This is a genomic window from Pseudonocardia sp. EC080619-01 (assembly GCF_001420995.1).
Classification (GTDB): Bacteria; Actinomycetota; Actinomycetes; order Mycobacteriales; family Pseudonocardiaceae; genus Pseudonocardia.
Genome location: NZ_CP012185.1, coordinates 325,010 through 343,664, shown reverse-complemented (window position 1 = coordinate 343,664; position 18,655 = coordinate 325,010). Strand labels below are relative to the sequence as shown.

13 protein-coding genes and 1 pseudogene are annotated in these 18,655 nt (G+C 71.4%); 12 read left to right on the top strand and 2 right to left on the bottom strand.

Going from position 1 to position 18,655, the window contains the following annotated elements; genetic code table 11:
- Positions 1–36 precede the first annotated feature (36 nt).
- On the top strand, positions 37–1,266 hold the full coding sequence (locus AD017_RS29775; protein WP_227013333.1) for a tyrosine-type recombinase/integrase: 1,230 nt from the start codon (positions 37–39) through the stop codon (positions 1,264–1,266).
- Entirely contained in the window at positions 1,263–3,854 is a 2,592-nt protein-coding gene (locus AD017_RS29770; protein ID WP_227012956.1) for a site-specific integrase, read from the top strand. The genes AD017_RS29775 and AD017_RS29770 overlap by 4 nt, the downstream gene beginning before the upstream one ends.
- A gap of 289 nt (positions 3,855–4,143) precedes the next feature.
- Here AD017_RS29770 and AD017_RS36720 read toward each other — a convergent pair whose 3' ends face one another.
- Both AD017_RS36720 and AD017_RS29760 read right to left on the bottom strand, forming a co-directional pair.
- On the bottom strand, positions 4,144–6,087 hold the full coding sequence (locus tag AD017_RS36720; RefSeq protein WP_227013334.1) for a tyrosine-type recombinase/integrase: 1,944 nt from the start codon (positions 6,085–6,087) through the stop codon (positions 4,144–4,146).
- A gap of 146 nt (positions 6,088–6,233) precedes the next feature.
- The gene (locus tag AD017_RS29760; RefSeq protein ID WP_168172826.1) at positions 6,234–7,331 is read right to left on the bottom strand and encodes a tyrosine-type recombinase/integrase; all 1,098 of its coding nucleotides are present in this window, start codon (positions 7,329–7,331) and stop codon (positions 6,234–6,236) included.
- A gap of 123 nt (positions 7,332–7,454) precedes the next feature.
- Here AD017_RS29760 and AD017_RS36715 point away from each other — a divergent pair.
- The 10 genes and pseudogenes from AD017_RS36715 to AD017_RS29715 form a co-directional block, all read left to right on the top strand.
- Positions 7,455–7,619 (top strand): annotated as a pseudogene (locus tag AD017_RS36715) (transglycosylase family protein); the annotation flags it as partial.
- A gap of 180 nt (positions 7,620–7,799) precedes the next feature.
- Entirely contained in the window at positions 7,800–8,582 is a 783-nt protein-coding gene (locus tag AD017_RS29755; protein ID WP_145986100.1) for a serine protease, read from the top strand.
- On the top strand, positions 8,579–9,604 hold the full coding sequence (locus AD017_RS29750; RefSeq protein ID WP_060577026.1) for a hypothetical protein: 1,026 nt from the start codon (positions 8,579–8,581) through the stop codon (positions 9,602–9,604). Before AD017_RS29755 ends, AD017_RS29750 begins: the two co-directional genes overlap by 4 nt.
- Positions 9,605–9,654: 50 nt before the next feature.
- Entirely contained in the window at positions 9,655–9,975 is a 321-nt protein-coding gene (locus AD017_RS29745; protein WP_145984204.1) for a hypothetical protein, read from the top strand.
- Between the two features lie 11 nt (positions 9,976–9,986).
- Complete coding sequence (locus tag AD017_RS29740) at positions 9,987–10,817, top strand: hypothetical protein (protein WP_145984205.1); 831 nt, start codon at positions 9,987–9,989, stop codon at positions 10,815–10,817.
- Positions 10,814–12,580 (top strand): hypothetical protein, encoded by a 1,767-nt coding sequence (locus tag AD017_RS35595; protein WP_060577021.1) that lies wholly within the window; start codon positions 10,814–10,816, stop codon positions 12,578–12,580. The genes AD017_RS29740 and AD017_RS35595 overlap by 4 nt, the downstream gene beginning before the upstream one ends.
- A 73-nt stretch (positions 12,581–12,653) precedes the next feature.
- A complete protein-coding gene (locus AD017_RS29730) occupies positions 12,654–14,183 on the top strand; it encodes an SCO6880 family protein (protein WP_060577019.1) in 1,530 nt (509 codons plus the stop codon).
- Entirely contained in the window at positions 14,180–15,895 is a 1,716-nt protein-coding gene (locus AD017_RS29725; protein ID WP_060577016.1) for an ATP-binding protein, read from the top strand. Before AD017_RS29730 ends, AD017_RS29725 begins: the two co-directional genes overlap by 4 nt.
- 8 nt (positions 15,896–15,903) lie before the next feature.
- Positions 15,904–17,043: a C40 family peptidase gene (locus AD017_RS29720; RefSeq protein WP_060577013.1), complete on the top strand. Its 1,140-nt coding sequence runs from the start codon at positions 15,904–15,906 to the stop codon at positions 17,041–17,043.
- Positions 17,040–17,753 carry a J domain-containing protein gene (locus AD017_RS29715; RefSeq protein ID WP_060577011.1) on the top strand — a complete coding sequence of 238 codons (714 nt, stop codon included), beginning with the start codon at positions 17,040–17,042 and terminating at the stop codon, positions 17,751–17,753. Before AD017_RS29720 ends, AD017_RS29715 begins: the two co-directional genes overlap by 4 nt.
- Positions 17,754–18,655: the final 902 nt, after the last annotated feature.

The following is an 18,655-nucleotide window of genomic DNA, read 5'->3' as shown; positions in this document are numbered from 1 at the left end:
GAGGTACGCGGCCCGGACGGGTGCGCGATTGAGCCGGTGAACGAGTTCCTGGTCGAGCTCGCTGCCCGCGGGATGTCGGCGCACACGGTGCGCAGTTACGCCTATGACCTGCTGCGCTGGTGGCGGTTCTTGGCTGTAGTCGAGGTTCGTTGGGATCGGGCGTCGTCGGCGGAGGTCCGGGATCTGGTGCTGTGGCTGCGGCGCGCCACCAAGCCGGGCGCGTCGCGGCGGCGGGAGTCCGCGGTCACGGCGGGGACGGTGAACCCGGTGACGCGCAAGGCATATCCCGGAGATGGCTATGCGGCCCGGACGGTGCGCCACAGCAATGCGGTGTTGCGGGCGTTCTACGAGTTCTGGATCGACGAACGCGGCGGGGGGCCGCTGGTGAATCCCGTGCCGCGGGAGCGGGACCGGTCCGGTCAGCGTGCGGGCGCGCACCACAATCCGCTGGGCCCGTTCACACCGCGGCCGCGGCTGCGCTACAACCCGCGGCTGCCGCGGTCGCGGCCGCGGGCGATGCCCGATGAGCAGTGGGAGTCGCTTTTCGAGGCGCTGCGCTCGGACCGGGACCGGGCAATGGTGGCCATGGCGGTCAGCAGTGGCGCCCGGATCGGAGAGCTGCTTGGGGTCCGGGGCGCGGACCTGGACTGGGGCGAGCAGCTGGTCCGGGTCCATCGCAAGGGCAGCAACGCACAGCAGTGGCTGCCGGTCTCGGGCGAGACATTCGTGTGGTTGCGTCTCTACATCGAGCAACTCGGCGGCGAGGTGGGACCGGGCGAGCCGCTGTGGCAGACGCTGCGCCGGCGGCACCGTGGCCCAGTCTTGAGGGGGGTAGACGGGGCCACGGTCGATGGGACGCCGCCGAGCGGACCCATCACGGCGGTAACGATCAGCGGGGGCTCGGAGGTTCGGGGACGAAAGCCATTGAGCTATGACGCGTGGCGGGCGGTCATGCGGCGGGCGAACGCGGTGCTCGGCACGAACTGGTCGATGCACGACCTACGGCACACGTGTGCCCTCCGGATGATCCGGGACGACCGGCTGTCGTTGCGGGACGTGCAGACTGTGCTCGGGCACGCCCACTTGACCACGACGCAGCAGTACTTGTGTGACGACGAATCCGTGGTCCTAGGCCGGGTGCACGAGCACTTGGCCAGGCTCGGCGAACCAGCGCCGGTCGCGCCGGCCAGGGCCGCCGACTACGCCGCCGAGGATATGGCGATCTTGCTGGGGCCGTTCTCGGGTCAAGCCGGAGGGCAGCGATGAGCCCGGCGAAGACGGCCCGGTCGATGCCGGCGTCGGTGCCAAACGCTTCCCCGGCGGGGCCGCAGTCGGGAGCACCGCGCGGCATCGACGCAGCGGAATCGGCGGCGATGCAGGTCCCGTCACGCTCGGGCCCGGTCAACGACGTTGATCTGGACCAGGTGCTGGCACTACTGCCGGGGTTGCCGATCTGGCCACCGGCCGGGGGCGGGGAACGCCAGCATCGACTGCGGGGGGCCCGCCGGATCCTGGAGTGGTTGGAGTCATTCCCGGGCGATGGCTGGCAGCAGCGGTGGGTTCTCTCGGGAGCCGACACCGGGGTGGGGTGGCTCGAGGATCTTCGCCGCAAACCAGGCGTCAGAGACCGCTCGGACCTCACCAGCGGCCTGGGCTGTCTGCTGTCGGCGCGCGTGGTGCTGCCCAGCTATGACTTCCTCGCCGCCTACCGCGCCATGAACTTGTTCATCGACGCCCGGCGGTGTCTGAGCCCGACAGCTTTCACCCAGCTCGAGGAGACCGTGCAGGCCCGCAGGCTCGAGGGCCGGATACCTGCCGAGGCCGTGGTGATCTTGACCAAGCTGGTTCTGCACACCGGCCGGGAACTGGAGCAGATCACTGCGGAAGACTTCGCCGAGTTCCGCATCTGGTCCTACACCCACCGCGGCCGCGATCTGCGCGGCACGTTCGTGGCCTGGGACCTGCTCGCTACCGTCACCGAGCTGTCCGGGCCCCGCCCGGAGCCGTGGGAACGCGCCCGGCTCGGCCAACGCAGCCCGGCTGAACTGGTGGACCGCTACCGGATCCAGAACCGCTCGATCCGGGATCTGCTGGTGCGCTACTTGAGCGAATTGGAACAGCGCAGCGACCACAGCACGATGCTGAACCGGTCGAACCAGCTGGTTTCGCTGTTCTGGGTCGATCTGGAGGCCCACCACCCGGGACTGGACTCACTTCGCCTGTCACCGGACATGGTGTCGGCCTGGAAGCGACGGCTCGGTGAGCACAAGCGGGGTGGCAAACGCGCTGCTCTCGGAGTGCAACAGGTCTTGATCACCGTCCGTGCGTTCTACCTCGACCTGGCCGAGTGGGCGATCGAAGACCCCAGCTGGGCGCCATGGGTAGTGCCTTGTCCGATTCCGCGTCGCGACACCGCCAACATTCGGCCGCAAAAACAACGAGCTGCACTGACCGCGCGGATGCACCAGCGCGTCCGCGATCGGCTCCCGCACCTACTGACACTGGCCGAGACCGCGCAGAACTCCCACGCACACTGGGCCGCGGTCCTCACCGCGGCCCAATGCACGGAGATCGGCGCCGAGTTCAGCGTGTCCACCCCCGAGCCAGCCAGCGATTCCACCGAGCAGGACGGCGCGAGTGCCATACCGGGGACAGCGCCCCGCTATCGCCGGGTCGCGCGGCGCAGTCATACCGAGCGCGGCGGCCGATCCTGCGAGCAGTCTTCCGTGACTGTCCAACCCCTGCCCGGTCCTGCAACAGAAGGCCGAGACGAGGACCGGGACGAGCCTGGCGAGCGGATCGACGTAGTCCGGCGTGAGGATAAGACGTTCTGGGCCTGGGCGGTGATCGAAACATTGCGCCACACCGGGCTACGGGTCGAGGAACTACTCGAGCTGACCGAACTGGCGTTGTCGTCCTATCGGCTCCCCCCTACCGGCGAGGTGGTGCCGCTCCTGCAGGTCCTGCCGTCCAAAATCGACGAAGAACGGCTATTGCTGGTCAGCCCGGAACTGGCCAGCGTGCTGGCCAGCATCGTGAGCAGGCTGCGCGCCGACAACGATGGCCGCATACCGGTCGTGTCGCGCTGGGACCATCACGAGCGGGTCTACGGGCCGGTCCTGCCGCACCTATTCCAGCGGCGCGCGGGCCCCACTCGACAGCGGGCGCTGACCCGCGACATGGTGCACCGTCTGCTGCAAGGCACCGTCGACGCGGCTGGACTGCGCGGTCGCGACGGAGAGCCGCTGCGGTTCACCCCACACGACTTTCGGCGCATGTTCGCCACCGAGGCCGTCACAACGGGGCTGCCCGTCCACATCGCTGCCCGGCTGCTCGGCCATCACAGCCTCAACACCACCCAGTCCTACCTAGCGGTGTTCGACGAGGAGTTGATTCGCACCTACCGCACCTACCTCGACCGGCGGCGCGCGGTGCGCCCCAGCGCCGAGTATCGCGAACCCACCCCGGCTGAGTGGGCCGAGTTCGAGCAGCACTTCGAGCGCCGGGCTCTTGAACTGGGCAGCTGCGCGCGGCCCTACGGAACCCCGTGCTCGCACGAGCACGCCTGCCTGCGCTGTCCGATGCAGCGCGTCGACCCCCGCGCCCGCCAGCGACTGGTCACGATCCTTGCCAATCTCACCGACCGCATCGACGAAGCCCGCGTCCACGGCTGGCTCGGCGAACTCGAGGGCCTCGAACACACCCTGCGCGCCGGACAGGCAAAACTCGCCGCCCTCGATCGCTCCGCCCGCACTCACCGAGCGGCGGTCACCGATCTCGGAATGCCCACACCGACCTCGGCCTCGGAGCCAGCACCCGGCCGATCGACGCCCTCGAAGGAGACAGTTCGATGATCACCACACGCCCGAGTCGCGGCCGCAGTTTCACCCCCATCGGACAGCTAAATCGACCTACTCGCGCTGGGGCGGTCGCACCCACCGCGCTACTCCAGATAAGCGAGTCCGGTGGCGACTGGACGATCGATTCTGGCAACGGATACCAGGGTGTTATCCGAACAGATCCACTACAGGGTGATGCAGATCACTGCCCTGCGAGTGGGAGGAGTTGGGGCGCGCGGATGATGTCGTGGCTCGGTCTGGAGGGTTCGTCGTGACGCCCGGGCGCGCGGATTCGGCTGGGCGGTCAGATGTGCGGTGTCGGGGGCTGGCCGAGCTCGTCGAGGAGGGCGCGGAGCTTGGCAGCGATCCGTTGGTGTCGTTCGACTTCGCGGTCCCAGCCGCGGGTCCGGGCGTCGTCGATGAGTTGCTGTTCGACGTCGAGGCGGGCGTGCAGTCGGGGTGCGTAGTCGGGTGTGGTGAGGAACTTCGAGCAGGTCAGGTAGAGGTCGCATTCGCAGGGGCCCTCTTGGGGCAGGCGCAGGCAGCGGCCGAGTTCGAGTTCGGTCTTGTAGAAGTTCGTCGACAGCCAGTTCACCGCCTCGTCGGTGAGTTCGCCGCTGCGGATGGCCTCGGCCTGCGGGCCGGCCAGCACCGCGCCGGGAGTGAGGACGGCCTGGTAGTCGGCGAGCACGACCGGGTCGGACAGGCTGGTGTAGGTCATCGACATGCCGGCCGAGCTGTGCCCGAGGACCTTCATGATGGTCTGGATCTTCGCGCCGCGTTCGCCGAGCTGGGTGCCGATGGTGTGCCGGAACCGGTGTGGGTGGATCAGGGCCCGGCCCTTGTCGTCGACGAACCCGAGCTGTTCGCAGACCCGTTCCAGGCCGCGTTTGAACAGGTAGTCCGGGCTGGCCAGGCGTCCGTTGCGCAGGAACAGGTAGCGGATCTCGCGGCCGAGGTCCGGGTCGAACAGCGACCGGTCGGTCTGGGCGCGACGCTGCGCGATCAGTGCGCGGAGCGCGTCGGCGGCTTCAGGGTGGATCGGCGCTACTCGTTCCTTGCCGGACTTGCCGGCGGCCAACCGGAGCCGATGGGTCCCGTCGGGGTAGGTGTCGAGGCAATCCAGATCGAGCTTGTGGATCTCACCGCTGCGAGCGCCGCTCCAGCGGGCGAGCAGCAGCGCGCAGCGCTGCAGCTGGCAATCCAGCTCGCGGATGCCGTCCATCAGCGGTTCGAGCTGCTCGGCCGGGATGAATCGCGGGACCCGGTCGATGTTGCGCGGGACGTCAGCGGTGGTCAGCGGGGCCCGTGCAGGCATGGCGTCCCAGCCGTGGTTGGCGGCGTGTCGGAAGAACGCGACGACGTGTCTGATCACGTGCTGGCGATAGATGGCCGAGAGTGGCTGGTCGGGGTGTTTCCACTTGCGCTGGTGCGGCAGCCAAGCCAGGAACCCCAGCAGCGCCGGACGATCCAGCCCGGCCAAGCTGGTTTCCTCCGGCCGGGTCTCGATGTGCCAGGCGGCCAGGCGCAACAGCGCCGAGCGGGCCTGGGCGACGGTGCCGGGGCGGCGGGTGACCGCGAGCTCATCGACATAGCGGTCCATCACCGCGCCGACCCCGGGGACGGTGCTCAGCGCGCGGCGGCGTCGGGGGTGTTTGCGCAGTGGCAGGGTCTCGATGACCCCGGTGTGGAACAGCAGGACCCCGGTCTGGGTGGCGTGAGTCATCCAGTTCATCGGGAACCCGGAGCGCTGGTCGGTCGGCATATCGATCTGATCGTTCTCAGGCAGCGAGTGGATGTGGCGGATGCTGTCTCGCAGCTCGTCGATGTCGGCTGCGGTCAGGGTGTGCAGGTCCGGGTCAGCGCGGTGGAGCAGCAGCCGGGGGATGGCCCAGGAATGCTGCCAGTGCACTCCGCTCTTCTTTGCACCGAGCGCGACTGCCCGGTCCAGCAGCTCGGCCATCTGGGCGCGCAGCGCCAACCCGAGCCCGTCGGCGATCGGAAGGATCCGCAGGACCTTGACCCCGAACAGCCAGGTCCAGTCCAGCGGAAGCCGCCCGGTCAGGCTCAGATAGATCAGGTAGGGCCGCGCGTTCAGGCTGGCCCGCGCCGCCGCCGGGTCCACCAGCGCGCCGTGCGCTCGGCGGGGGATGTTGCCGGTCGGCCCCAGGCGTTCAGCGATCGGTCGGCGCATCCAGCGGGCCAGGCTCGGGTAGTGCGCGACGAACTCCGTGCGCGCATCGCGCAATGCCGGGCCCCAGTTCCTCGAGGCCCGCAGCCCGTCCCGGACGAACCGCTCGTACTCCTGCGCCGAGGCGTGCCACGGTTCCGAGAAATCACGGGGCCGGCGCGATGAGCCGCCCGGATCAGCAGCGCCGCTCGGCCCCGACCCGCTCACCGGCGGTCTCCCAGCTCCACGCCGATCTCGAGCGCCGCGCGGTACTCGTCTCGGACCTGGTGGTCAGTGACGCGGGTGTAGACCCTTGTCGAGTCCGGGCTCGCGTGCCCGAGCCGGCGCATCAACGTCAGTTCGCCCATCCCAAGTTCGAACATCCGTGTGGCGTGGGTGTGACGCAGGCTGTGTGGAGTCAGCCAGCTCTCCCGCAGTTCGGCCCGGACTGCGGCGCGCTGGAACATCCGCACCAGCCCGTCGTAGCTCAACGCCTCGCCCCGGCGCTGGCCGCGGCCGCCGACCAGGAACACCACCGAGGACTCGACGTCCGGTGGGCGTTCGAGCAGCAGATAGCGGTTCAGCACCGGCAACGCCCGGTCCTCGAGCAGATCCACCACCCGGTCGCGGCGGCTCTTCTGCCGCGCCCCTGCGGGGTGATCGCCGCGGTGACGGATGGTGACCCGCTTGCGACCGTAGGAGACGTCGTCCAGATGCAAGCCGAGCACCTCACCGGGGCGGAAACCGCCCTCTCGCATCAGCTCGACCAGCGCCCGGTCACGCAGCTTGGTCAGCTGTCCGAGCAGCGCGGTGAACGTCTCGTCCGGTACCGGGCGCGGAAGCGTGTCGACCGTCCGGACTCGCAGCGTGCGGCGGATAGGCCGTTGATCGGCGCTGGTCACCAGCGGCGCCCGGTGCCGCCCCAAGACTTGGGCCGAGACGTGGTCGGCCTCGCGCAAGATCGGATTACTTACACCGATATAGCCACCGCAGCTGATCAGGAACTCATAGAACGACGACACCGCTGCCAACGTGCGGTTGCACGTCCGCGCGGACAGACGCCGTCCCTGCGCGGTCACCAACCCCAGCTGGCTGCGCTGTGCACGGCCAGCCGAGGACTGCTGGCGAAGCCAGGCCAGAAAATCTGTGGCCAGCACCGGCGAGAAGTCGGCCAGCGGGCACCCTCGACCGTCGAGGAACATCAGCAGCTTCAACAGGTCGTAGGCATAGGCCCGCACCGTGTTCGGCGAGTACTCCCGCACCGCCAGCGACCGCAGGAACGCCGACACCTCCGGCACCGGCGAGCCCACGTCGTCGACCACAGCCAAAGCCGGTTCGCCTACTCGTTCTGGAACGCACTTCGCTACTCGCATGGCCCGGCACTAGATCACAAACCACAAGTCTCTGACCTGCAGAGACACCGCGGTCAGAAGTCAGGTGTCCAGATAAAAGGTGGCCTGCAGTTCTCGCCCGCTACGTGGCAGGCCTACGGCGGGCAAGGCAACGCGCACGAGGCCAGCCGTGAGGAGCAGATCGCGGTCGCGGAGAAGGTGCAGGCCGAGCAGGGCTGGGGTGCGTGGCCGGCCTGCACCAAGAAGCTGGGCCTGGCCTGATTTCCGATGCGTATGTCCAGGTGGAGCACGGTGTCAGTGGCCGCGGTGATGTCCGTGGCCCTGGCCGCCGTGCTGTGGTCCTCCGGCGCCCCGCAAGGGGGTCGGGTGGTGGGGCTCGGGTCGGTCGTGCCGTGGGGGTCGGCCGACCCGAGGTCCCCGCTCCAGGACCCGCCCCCGGTGCGAGGGCAGGCCGGACCGATCGTCGGCGGCCTCTCCGCCTCCTCGGTCGGGGTGCTCGTCGTCGACGGCGGCCGCCACCAGTGCTCAGCCACCGTCGTCGCCTCCAAATCCCGCCGGCTCCTCGCGACCGCAGCGCACTGTGTGTGGCTCGACGGCGGCTGGCGCGTCGACGGCGCGACGTTCATCCCCGGCTACGCCGCCGGCGAGGAACCCCACGGCCGCTGGGCCGTCGACACCGCCTACGTCCCCCCGGCCTGGCAGGACACCAACTCCCCGATCGAGGACGTCGCCGCCGACACCGACTTCGCCTTCGTCTCCCTACTCCCCCGCGACGGAGTGCTGCCCGAGCAGACCCTGGGTGCGCAGGGCATCCGATGGTCGACCCCCGACACCGTGCAGGTCGCCGCACTCGGCTACCCCTCGCTGGGCTCCTACGACGGACAGTCGCTGCGCGGCTGCACCGGCAACGCCGCTATCGAGCCGTTCGCCCGCGCCACCGCCCCGACACCGGGCGAGGTCCTGGCCCTGGAGTGCGACATGACCGAAGGCGCCTCCGGCGGCCCCTGGCTGACCGGACCCGACGCCGCGACCGGTCGCGGACAAGTCGTCGGTGTCGTCTCCGGCGGAGATGACACCGCCCTCGTCTCGCCCCGGTTCGGGCCGGTCGCGCGCGGGGTCTACGACGCCGCCGACTCCGCCTCCCAGATCACCACCCCACCCACTCCCGCCACACCAGACGCGAGAACTGCCCAGATCGCCCCACGAGGAGGCAGCCGATGACCACCGCCGAACAGCAGGACCGTGCCGGACCGCCCCGCACGCCGCGCACGCCGTTCGAACTCAACCACCGGCTCGGCGCCGCGGCACGCTCGCACGCCCCTCATCTGGGATCGGTCGACAACGAGGCCATCGTCGATGCCACCTCCGCGGCCGCCGCGGGCGGGCACGGCCCCGACTCTGCTGACACGGCAGCGGAGCTCGGCGCTGCGGCCGAGACGACACAGGAACGGGCTCGGCTCGAGTTCCCCGACACCCGCCCGGTGTCCTGGGCAGCGTTCGGCGCCCTTGTGCCGGTACTCGCCGGATCCGCCGGGGCCGGCGCCTCCTGCGTAGCGGCCGCGATCACCGACGCGCTGCAGGCCGATCAGCGGTGCGCGCTGCTCGTCGACGCCGACGACCCCGCCCGCTCCGGACTGGCCTGTGCGTCCTCGCAGGAAGGTCCCTGGCTGCGGCCGGTCAACGAGCATGTGTCGGTGCGCTACAGCTGGCGCGACGACGCCCTGGTGGCCCGCCTGGAGACCCCGCTCCCGGCGATCACCCCGGGGATGGTGCCGATCCCCCCGGACTGGCTGCCCGATCCGGCACCGGATCCGCTGCACACCACGGTGGTCGACCTCGGGCACGGTGGCTGGCGCGCGGCGGCCACCCCGATCTACGGCGCCGGGGGCTGGCTGCGGCGGGGCCTGCCGTCGCAGCGCCCGATCCTCGTTGTGCGTGCGACGAGGCCCTCGCTGCGTCAGGCCGAGCAGCTCCTCGCCCGCTTGGAGCCGTGGGTGCAGTGCGGCGTGGCCACCCCGGTCTTCCAGCTGGTGGTCAACGGCGCCCGCAAGTGGCCGGCCGGTGTCGCGGGTGCGGCTGGTCCGCGGGTCGCGGCGCTGATCGACGAGGCGTTGTTCGTCCCCCACGAACGCAGCTGGGAGATCGCCGGAGTCACCGACGCCCCCAGCCCCGACCGCGCCGTCGACGCCCTACGCCCCCTGCTCGCCTCATGGGGCCTGGTCACCTCCCCACGACGCCGCTGACCAGGCCCAACACCGACTAGCAACCCCCACCGCCTGCGGAGGCACACCCCATGTCTGTCCCCCACCTCCTTGCCGACTCACTCGCCCAGGTTCACGTGCTGCCTGCCCAGGACATCCCGAACCCCGGCCCGCAGGCCCCGCCCGGTGCCGGTGCGATCGAGAACGTCGTGAGCTACGTGCGCTGGATCGCCGGGATCTGCATCCTCGGCCTGTTCTTCGGCGGGATCGTCGCCGCGACCGCCGGACGGCTCTGGGATCACCACGGCTCCGGGCGCCTCGGCGCCCGCATGATCGTCGGCAGCCTCGCCCTGGCCGTGTTGTTCGGCCTCGGCTACACCCTGGTCTCCCAGTTCGCCGCCTCCGCCGCGTGATGGCCCGCCTGATGAACACCGACCGGACACCCGGCGGCGGCACTCGGCGCCGTGCGCTGCTGATCCTCGCCGGCGCCGCACTACTGGTGCTGGCGCTGCTGGTCGGCGTGGTCGTGTCGCTGACCAGCATGTTCAGCGCTGACGAGCCCAGTTCCACCTACCAGGGCCCGCCTGCCGCGACCGGCCCTGGCGCGGGCGGCGGCGGTGCCGGCGGCGGGAACGGCCCGGAGGCTGAGGCTGCGCTGGCACACGCACCGATGCTCGAGGTGCCCGGCCAGGCCGCGCTGCCGCACACGCTCTCGACACGCAGCGCAGGCCCTCCGATCACCCTGCCTCAGCCCGAGCAGGTCAGCGGCGTCCTGGTGCCCACCGGGTTCCCCGACACCGAACAGGGTGCGATCGCCCAGGCGGTCGAGCTGACCCGGGTCGGGTTCACCGGCGCGGACCCACAGGTCTGGGCACAGGCTTACGACTCCATGGCCGAGCCGGGGGCCGCACCCGCGGCCCAGACCCCGGCATCGCAAGACCTGGTCGCGTTCCGGCGCGCGGCGAACATGCCCCGCACCGGCGCAACCCAAGCCACCGTGACCTGGACTCCCACTTCGGCGCTGGTCAAGGGCAGCACCGACGACGGCAACTACGTCGTGACGTGTGTACTCGGGGAGCTCGTCACCGACTACAAGGGCCGCGTGGCCACCGGCGGGCTGGGCAACTGCCTACCGATGCGCCGCGTCGACGACCAGTGGCTGGTCGCCTCCGGCCCGCGCGCCTGGGTCGCCCCGGCAACCTGGCCGGGCAGCGACGAAGCCGTCTCGGTCGGCTACCGGGACATCATCCGATGACCAGCCTTCTCGCTTCCAGCTGGTACCTGCCTGCCCAGGACCCCGCTCCACCACCCGGCGGGGGCGGGGGCGGGGGCGGAGACGGCGGCAGCCTGATCGGCGACTTCGCCGGATCCATCGCCGAGTCGGCGTTCAGCTCCGCGATGCAGGCGGTGTGGGACTCGGCGATCTGGCTGCTCAAGGGCGGCTTCGACATCGCCGACACCGTCTCGCGGGTCGAACCGGGCGCGATCACCGGCAACGACGCCGACAACCCCGACCCCATCAGCGGGGCCACTCCCCCACCGGCACCGCCGGAAGGCGCCGAAAGTGCGGTGGATCTGGGCTCGTTGTGGTCGACGATGATCTGGCTGGCCGCCCTGATCGCACTGGGGTTGTTCTTCTACCAACTCGCTTCGGTCGCCGTGCGCGGCGGGCGGGGCATGTTCCGCGCGGTCACCGGCCCGGTCCAGTTCGGGATCGCCCTCGCAGTGACCACCGGCGCCGTCGCGGTGCTGCTGACCGGCGCGGACGGGCTCACCACCCTGTTTCTGTCCAACCTGGGTGAGCAGGGCAGCTTCACCGCGATCCTGGACAACCCCGCCGTCGCCGACCGGTTCGGCGATAACCCCGACCTGGGTGCCGATGCCGAGGACGGGGTCCGGTCGATGATCCTGGGCATCGCCGCCCTGTTCGGGGTCATCCCGGCCGCGATCGGCTTCGCCCTGGCCATGATCTTCCGCGCGGCAGCGATCATGGTGCTGATCGCGACCATCCCCATCGCCGCAGCCTGCCTGATCTCCGACTCCACGGCGTCGATGTTCTGGCGAGTGGTGCGCTGGCTGCTGGCCGCGGTGCTGATGAAACCCGCACTCGCCCTGGTGGTGGTGATCGGGGTCAACATCATGTCCCGCACCGAGGGTGTGGCCGGGCTGCTGGCCGGCACCGCGGTGCTGTTGATCAGCCTGTTCTGCCCGATGGTGTTCTACCGGCTACTGGCCTTCGTCGACCCCGGCACCGGGGCCGGGATGGCCGTGCGCTCCGCCGGTGGATCACGTTCCTCGGGTGAGCCGGGTGGTGACAACGGCACCAGCGAGATGATCAACAACGCGCGGGCCACGCAGAAGGCCTACGACGTCGGCGGCGGCGGCGGCTCCAGCAGTGGTGCCGCGGGCGGGGAGCTCGGCGGCAGCACCGCCGCGACCGGAGGCGCCTCCAGCGGCGCAGGAGCCGGTGCAGGCGCGGGTGCGGGTGCTGCTGCGGGGGGTGGGGCTGGTGGCGGCGCGGCTGCTGGTGGCGGCGCTGCCAGTGGTGGAGCGGCTGCTGCTGGTGCCGGGGTGGCCGGTGGTGCGGTCGCCGCGGCAGTGGTCGGCGGCTACCTGGCCACCAAGGCCGCCGGACAGGCGGCGGGGGGCTACGGGTCCTCGCAGATGGCCCAGACCGGCATCGGCCACCCCGGACCCGCGCCCGCCGGCGGGGCGAGCGGAGGGCAGATCAGCTCCGCTGCCGGTGGCGCCTACAGCGCGACGTCGAACCGGATCGCCCAGAGCTCGGGCGACGACAGCGGCCCAGGCGAATCCGGTAGCGGTGGTGATGGTCCGGAGCCGCCACCGGTCGATCCGGGCCCGCCCGATTCCGGCCCACCCGGCGGTGGCGGTGGGCCGCAGGACCCTCCTGAGCCCCCTCCGGGCAACGCCGGCACGGCCGGGGCCACCACCACTGCGCCGGCCCCCCAACTCGAGCGTCCGGCCCAGCCCGGCTCCGACCGAGAGGACGACCGCTGATGCCTACCAACGTCGTCGTCGGCACGACGACTACGACTACCCGTGCCCTCACACAGCCCGGAGGTGATCTCCGATGACCACCACCTCCTCCCCCGGCCCACGGGTGTATCGGGGCCTCAACCACAAGGAAGGCATCGGCTGGATCGCCGGGATGACACCGGTCCAGGCGTTCCTGCTGATCGGAGTCTGCGCCCCCGCGCTGATCGCGATGTCACGCAACCAGTGGTCGGCCGCCCTGTCGTGGGCGGTGTTCGCCGCGATCGTCGCCGTGCTGATCCTCATCCCGATCCACGGCCGCCCCGCCTTCCGGTGGCTGGCCGACCTGGTCATGTTCCAGACAGGAGTCCTCATGCGCTGGTCACCCTGGCAGTCCCGCGCCGCCGCCGGCCTGGCCGGTGACCGCACCGAACCCGACCTCCCCGGCGTCCTGGCCCGCCTGGAGTTCCCCGACGGCCCGGAGTTCCACGGCTCGCGGATCTGCCTGATCCACGACACCGCCGAAGGCCGCTGGGGCGCCACCGCCAAACTCACCCACTCCGGGGTCGGGATGCTCTCCGACGACGACTGCGAACGCCTCGCCTCCCGCCTCGGCTCAATGCTGGTCGGCCTCGGGCACCGCGAGGTCGTCGACCGAGTCTCGCTGCTGGTGCGCACCGTCCCGGACGACGGCACCGAGTACACGGTGTGGCGCGAGCGCCACCAACGCCCCGATGCCCCGGCCTTGGCGCGGCAGGTGACCGCGGAGATCGACCGCGACGTCGCCTCCGTGTCCGTGCGAACCGAGTTGTTCGTGACCGTGTCGGGCACCGAGGAGGCGCTGCGCCGCCCGGCGAAGGCCGCCGGTGGCGGGATCGCGGGACGGGCGTATGCGCTGTACCGGCTTCTCGAGGGCGTCGCTGACGGGTTGCGTGGGCTGGGGGTGCAGTCGGTGACCTGGCTGTCTTCCACCGGGGTGGCGGAGGCGATCAAGACCGGGTTCAACCCCGCCGCCGCAGCCGGGCTGTCGTTCCGGCACCTGACCAGCCCGGACCCCGACGGCACCGTCGGGCTCCCGATCTCCCAGGCCGGGCCCGCCCTCGCCCCGACACCGGCCGCGCGGGCGTATCACCACGACGGCTACTCCTCGGTCGCCTACGCCGTGCAGCCACCCGAGTCCGGGACGATCTTCGGCTCCCTGGGCCCGCTGCTCGCGGTTCGGACTGCTGGGGAGCGGCGCACGCTGCAGATCCACTACGAGATCCTCTCCGCCGCCGCCGGCGCGCGGGTCGTGAAGTCGGATCGGTTCCGCAACAACGTCCTGGTCGAGGCGAAGGCGCAGCGCGGGTTCAACACCACCGCGATCGACTCGCGGCGCCAGCGCGGGGCCCGCGATCAGGAAGCCGCCGTCGCCGCCGGACACGCCGTCGTCCGGTTCACCGTCGCCTCGGCCATCACCGTGCCCGCGGACTGGAACGTCGAAGACCACGCCGCCCGCCTGGAAAACGACGCGTCAGGCCGGTTCCACCTGCTGCGCCTCGAACTCGCCCAGGACTCCGCGTTCGTCGCTGCCGCCCTGCCGGTCGGGATCGGGCTGCCGCGGGAGAAGAGGGCCTTCGACTCATGAGCCGACTGTTCAGCCCCTTCGGTGCCTCACGGCGCCGCCGCGCCGAGCCCCGCAGCACCAGTCAGCTGCTGTCGCAGTTCACCGACCTCGACGGCATCCCCACCAACACTCCCGTCCCGAAACCCGACCCGACCGACGCGGCCCCGCGAGGCCGGGCGAGGAAGCGGGTCAACCAGGCCACCGCACCCCGCCAAGGCCCCCGCGAACCCGGCCGCGGCTGGGCCGCGGTCGATGCCGCCCGCCGGGCGCCGGTCTACAAGGCCACCACCGCCGAGGTCGGCGGGCTGTTCCCGCTGCTGGCCTCCAACGGCGTCCCCGCGATCGGGGCGCGGCTGGGCTACGACACCCAGTCCGGCGGCGCGTTCTACGTCCACCCCACCGAGTGGGTGCTGCGCGGGATGGTCACCAACCCGAACCTGGTGGTGTTCGGTGAACCCGGCCGCGGGAAGTCGAGCACGGTCGTGGCGCTGATGCTGCGGATGATGCTCTTCGGCGTCCGCTCCCTGATCTCCGGCGATGTGAAGGGCGAGTACACGCCGCTGCTGCGCTCACTGGGCATCACCCCGATCGCGCTCGGCCGGGGCAGCCCGCACCGGCTCAACGCCCTCGACCTGGGCCCGCTGCGCGCCCGCTGGAGCACCTGGGGCGCCGAGCGCCAGAACGAGGAGCTCACCGGGATCCTGGCCCGCTGGACCCGGCTACTCACCGCCCTGGCCGAGGCCCAGGGCTACCCGCCGACGGTGACCGATGAGCTGGTGATCTCCACCGTCCTGCGCCGCCTGGTCGGCGCCGCCGACGGCTACTCCGAGCTGCGGCCGATCACCATCCCGCAGGTCGTGGCCCAGCTCGCCGATCCCGACGACGACCTGTGGCAGGCCACGCGGTTTGCCTCCCACCGGCAGTTCGTCGATCACACCCGCCAGATCACCGACGCCCTCTCGAACCTGGTCGTCGGTCCCCTGAGTGGCCTGTTCGACGAGCCCACCAACTTCGACCTCGACTGGGACGCGCCGGTCCAGTCGATGGACCTGTCGCTGCTGCGCTCGCGTGGGGACCAGGCGATCGCAGTGGCGCTGACCTGCCTCGGGTCCTGGTCGTCGATGATCACCGACCTCCAAGACGACGGCGACGTGCGCATCGTCGTGCGAGACGAGGTCTGGCGCCAGATGCGCCTGGGCCTGCGCGCGGTCCAGGCCGTCGACTCCGACCTGCGCCTGTCCCGCGCGGAACGCAAGATCCAGCTCCTGGTCATGCACAAGCCCTCCGACCTGCTCTCCGTCGGCGCCGCCGGCTCCCAGGAGGTCTCCATCGCCAAGGACCTCCTCGCGCTGTGCTCCTCGCGGATCCTGCTCGGCCAGTCCACCCGCGTCGGCGACGAGCTCGCCGAAGAACTCGGCCTGTCCGAACGCGAACAGGCGGTGATCACCGGCTGGGCGATGGAAGGGCCAGGCCGCGCGCTGTGGAAGATGGAGAACGCACCCGGGATGAAGATCCAGACCGTGCTCTCCGCCACCGAGCGCGCCATCTTCGACACCAACGCCGGACTCCGCGGCCCCGACGAGGCCCCGCACCCGGCCACCAGTGGAACGAGCCGACGCCTTGCCTCGGTCCCCGAGCTCGCCGGGTCCGCTGCGGCCGCGGTGGAGTCCGAGGCAGCGCTGGCCGAGGCCACCGGCCCGGCGCGGCGCAACGGCGCGGCCGCCCACCGGTGACTTGAGCCGTGGACCAGCAGAAGGGCACCGTCGTCGTCGCGGCAGCGGCGGTGGTGATGACGTTCCTGGCCGCGGTACTCAGCATGGGCATCGCCATGTTCTCCGCCGTCACCGACGGCCCCCTGGCCGGGGGCTGTGGCGGGGACGGCGGCATCGGCGGCGGATCGCAGTCGATCGGCGGTACCGACTGGAACGCCGAGCAGACCGAGAACGCCGCCACCATCGTCAACCGCGTCGTCGAACGCCAACTCCCCCGCCGAGCGGCGGTCATCGCGATCTCCACGACCATCGTGGAATCACGGCTGGTCAACGTCGGCTACGGCGACCGCGACTCCCTCGGCCTCTACCAACAACGCCCCTCCCAGGGCTGGGACACACCAGCGCAGGTGCTCAACCCGGTCGGGGCCACCGACACCTTCCTCGACCGTCTCATCGAGCTCCCGGGCTGGGCGACCATGGCACCGGGCGAGGCGGCCCAGGCGGTGCAGCGCTCGGCGTTTCCCGACCGCTACGCCCCCGAGGAGGCACCGGCCGCAGCGCTGGTCGAGCAGTTCTGGGTCGGACCCGACAACCCCGTCCCCGCCCCGGCCGTGCCCGGTGGTCCGAACGTGCAGCTGGCGTCGTCGGTGTTCGCCTGCCCTGACCAGGGCGGGGCCGGAGTGCCTCTGGCTCCGTCGAACATCGACCCCAAGCAGTTGCCGCCGGGGTTCACTCCGCCCACCGATCCGGCGCAGCGGGCCGCGGTCACCTATGCCCTGGCTCAGCTCGGCAAACCGTATGTCTGGGGTGCGAAGGGCCCCGACGGGTTCGACTGCTCCGGGCTCATGCTCGCCGCCTGGGCCTCAGCAGGGGTCCCGATCCCTGCCGGGACAGTCAACCAGAAGAACGCCGGCACCCCGGCCAGCCCGGCGAACATCGCCCCCGGCGATCTGGTGTTCATCCCCGGCTCGCTCGGCTCCCCGGACAACCCCCGCCACGTGGGGATGTATGTCGGCCAGGGCCTGGTGGTCAACGCCTACGACTCCTCCACCGGTGTCGTGCTGCAGCCGCTGTCGGACTGGGCCGCCGAGATCACCCACGTCCGCCACATCGCCGGCCCCGCAGGCCAGCCCGCACCGGCCACCGCGCTCGCCGAGGCCGCCCCATGACCACCCCCACCAGCGGTCGCGGTGCCGACCTATATGAGGTGCTCGGCGTCGGCCCGGACGCCGACCGGACCCAGGTCCGGCGCGCGTACCGCCGCCAGGCTCTGGCACTACATCCCGACCGCAACCCCGATCCAAGCGCCCCCGAGCGGTTCCGGGCTGTCGCCGAGGCCTACGCGGTCCTGGCCGACCCGGTGCGTCGCGACGCTTACGACACCAGGCACAGCACGGGCGGACCTGAACCTGACCGTCCCTTCTCGCCGCCATCTGCGGCGGAGGGGCCCGCACACACCACCAGTGGCGCTTCAGCGGACTACACCCCGGCCGGGGAGCCGGTCGCTCACACCGACTACGCCCCGACCAGCGGCTATGCGCCCCCTCCCCCGCCGCCCGGTGGCCGGGCTGCGGATCAGGGTGACCTGCTGCCGGCCGGGTGGCCGGTCGGGCGGATCGACCACCGCCGGCTGGCCGGACGGCTCCTGCTCGGGGTGTGGCGCCTGGCCCCGCTCCCGGCGGGTCGGATCGCCGCAGGGGCGGTCGTAGTGGCCACCCTCGCTGCCGCGGCGCTCGCGGTGACCTCCCGCGACGAGATGCCGCTGGAATCGCGGGTGATCGGCTTCCTCGCCGCCCTCGCGCTGGCCTGCTGGACCGTCCGTGCCCTGACCTTCGCCGTTCTGCACGCCCGCCACCGAGCCACCGAGAGGACACGCTGATGGGGTTCCTTGCCCGCCGCACCACACCACCCGTCCCCGCCCCGGCGCCCGCGGCGTCCCCGCCTGCTCCGGCGGCTCCGGAGCAGACCGCACGGATTCGCTGGCACCAGAGCGAGCAGGTCGGCTGGAACAAGCTCCCCGCACCGGCACGCGACGCCCTGACCCGCGCCGGGCACACCACCGGTGCGGCGCTCGCGGCCGGGACCTGGGCGCCGACCACCCGCCGCGACCCGGCCGGGCGGTACTGGCGCGACACCGACGCCTGGTGGATCGAGGCCACCCAACTGCTCATCGTGCGGGCCCGCGGAGCCCTGGTCCACCACGGCACCAGCGGTGACGGGCGGCCACAGCTGCGGCGTAGCCGGGGCGGGCAGGTGCAGGTCACCGCGCACCGGCTGAGTGGGCCCGCGCCCACCGGGCAGCGTTGGAGCCGCCCCCCGATCCCGCCGGGTTCCGCCGCACCGAGCGGGCCGTCTGGGGCGCGGCTCACCGAGCGCGTCGTCGACGTGTTGCCGCGCGCGGTGCAGGCCGAGCTCGGGTCTCCGACCGGGCATCGCGATCCGCCGCCATCCCGCCCACGGCGGTTATCACGACCAGGTCCTGGCCTTCCGACGCATCTCGCCCACCGAGCTGATCGCCGTCGCCGCGGTCCGGGAGGCCGGCGCCTACCCCGACCCCGACACCGCGATCGCCGCCGCGGACTGGCACATCACCACCTACCGCCCTCAGATCGGATCGCCCACCTCCACGGAGCTGCAGATGTGACCGCGGCCCCGAAGCTCAACGACCGTCGCTCGTCTGCCGCGTTCTCGGAGACCACCTTGGGCATCACCGGTATCACCCGGCGCTCGCTCCTCGTTCGCACCAGCCAGGCCGGGCTCGGCATCGCCCTGACCGGATCC